This window comes from Pseudoduganella sp. RAF53_2 (assembly GCF_052113985.1).
Classification (GTDB): Bacteria; Pseudomonadota; Gammaproteobacteria; order Burkholderiales; family Burkholderiaceae_D; genus Rugamonas.
On the sequence record NZ_JBFRDW010000793.1, the window covers coordinates 1 to 2,385 of the forward strand.

Annotated in this window: 2 protein-coding genes; both read left to right on the top strand. The window is 62.1% G+C overall.

The features are described from left to right. A partial coding sequence (locus AB4Z11_RS29550; protein WP_442029421.1) for a DUF5060 domain-containing protein occupies positions 1 to 1,511 on the top strand: 1,511 nt, incomplete at its 5' end. Beyond that, on the top strand, positions 1,508 to 2,385 hold an 878-nt coding region (locus AB4Z11_RS29555), incomplete at its 3' end, for a hypothetical protein (RefSeq protein ID WP_442029423.1). The genes AB4Z11_RS29550 and AB4Z11_RS29555, both read left to right, overlap by 4 nt.

Genomic DNA, 2,385 nt, shown 5'->3' on the forward strand with positions numbered 1-2,385 from the left:
CCCTCGCGCACGCCGCCACCGTTGAACGCTGGGGCAGCACCGAGATTTCGCTGGCAGGGCCCAGCGCCGGCAATCCTTTCATGGACGTCGATTTGTACGCTATCTTCACGCAGGGCCAGCGCACGCTGAAAGTGCCGGGTTTTTACGATGGAGAGGGCCAGTACAAAATCCGCTTCATGCCGGATGCGGTCGGCGAGTGGACCTATGAAACGCACAGCAATGGCGCCGAACTTAATGGCAGGAAGGGCAGCATCACCGCGACGCCAGCTGGTCCGGGCAATCACGGCCCGGTGCATGTGCGGAACACCTGGCACTTCGGCTATGAAGACGGTACGCCGTTCTGGCAGGTCGGCACCACCAGCTACGTCTGGACCCACCAGACCGAGGAGCTGGAACAGCAAACGCTGAAAACGCTGGCCGCGGCGCCGTTCAACAAGATGCGCATGGCCGTTTTTCCGAAGCGCTATGAGTACAATATGAACGAGCCGCGCTTCTATCCTTTCGAAGGCAAGCCGCCTGCGACCTGGGATTTCAGCCGCTTCAATCCGGCCTTTTTCCGCCACTTCGAGCAGCGCGTCGGACAGCTGCGCGATATGGGCATCGAAGCCGACATCATCCTGTTCCACCCTTATGATAAGGGCCACTGGGGCTTCGACAGCATGCCCAGGGACGTGAATGAACGCTACCTGCGCTATGTCGTCGCGCGCCTGTCGTCCTACCGCAATGTGTGGTGGTCGATGGCCAATGAGTTCGACTTCGTCAAGAGCAAGACCATGGAGGATTGGGATAGTTATTTCCAGATCGTCCAGGCCAGCGACCCTTATCAGCACCTGCGCTCCATCCACAACGCCTTTGTATTCTACAACCACACCAAGCCCTGGGTGACGCACGTCAGCGTGCAAAGCGGTGCGATTGCGGAAGATTTCGAGCGCGCCGTGCTGCTGCGCGACACTTATAACAAACCCGTGGTGTACGACGAGGTGAAGTACGAAGGCAACTTCAAGCAGCGCTGGGGCCAGCTCACGCCGGAGGAAATGGTGCTGCGCTTCTGGGAAGGCGCCATCGCAGGCACCTACGTCGGACATAGCGAAACCTATCAGGACCCCAATGAAATCGCGTGGTGGTCGAAGGGCGGCGTGCTGCACGGCCAGAGTCCGCAGCGCCTGGCTTTCTTCCGCAAGATTCTGAGCGAGAGTCCGCCGGAAGGCCTGGAGCCGATCGACAAGTGGCAGGATTATCCTTTCGCCGGCAAGCACGCCCAGTATTACCTTGGCTACTTCGGCAAGAAGACCCCGGCAAGCTGGCCTTTCGTGCTGTTCAAGACTGGCCTGAAGGATGGCATGAAGTTCCGTGCCGAGATCATCGACACCTGGAATATGACCATCACGCCGGTGGACGGTGTGTTCGAGATTAAGAAGCGCGACGACTACACCTTCGCTGACAAGAATCAACGCAGCATCACTTTGCCGGGCCGTCCGTATATGGCTCTGCGCATTATCCGCATTCCATGAACCTGAAAATGATCGCCGCGGCGTCTGCGGCTACCGTATCGTTTGCCGCGCAGGCGGCTTGTCCCGGCGGCGCGGGCTGGTGCCGCGACTTTGAGCAGGGCAGTGGCACTTGGACCGGCGCCGCTCCCGCCGTTCGATCCCAGGCCGAGGCGCCGAATCACGTGCTGTTCTCGCGTGCAGATGGCGCAGCGCACCYGATTCCCGCTGAAGAAACCCAGTCTGCCAGCCAGGGCGCCCACTTCATCGAGGCCCGCCTGCGGCCTGCGCAAGCGGGCGGACAGGGGCTGATCATCGCCGGGTATGCTGACGAACGCAATTGGCTTGGCTTCGGCCTGGACGTTACGCCGGGCAGCGACCGCGTCGCGCTGGTCGTCGTGCGCATGGAAGATGGCAAGCTGCGCTACCTCAAGCGCGTGGGCCGCGAAGCCGATCCGGTGGGCAGCTTCTACACGATGCGCCTGGACCGCGACCGCAATCTGCTCACCCTGCACGTCAACGGTTTCCGCACCATCGGCATGGACGAGCCCTCACTGCCGCCAACCCGAGTGGGCGTGCTGGCCAGCGGCGGCGATTTTGAAGTGGACGACCTGCGTGTGGGCGACATGCGTGTGGCGCCTGTCAGTATCGGGTTGGCGCAGCGTGGCTTGCAACTGAGCTTGCAGGCAGGCGAGGGCGCGCAGCGCTATATTGTCCGCACATCCAGCCGAGACGGACTCGGAACTGCGCCGTTCACCGCCCGCTCGTCCGACCCTGCCGTTGCCAGCGTGGCGGTGCAAGGCGACGCGCTTCTGGTCACGCCCAGGCGCGCAGCCAACGCGGCCATCACACTGGCCAGTAAAGCCGACAACAACGTTGGCGTCACACTGAGCGCCCG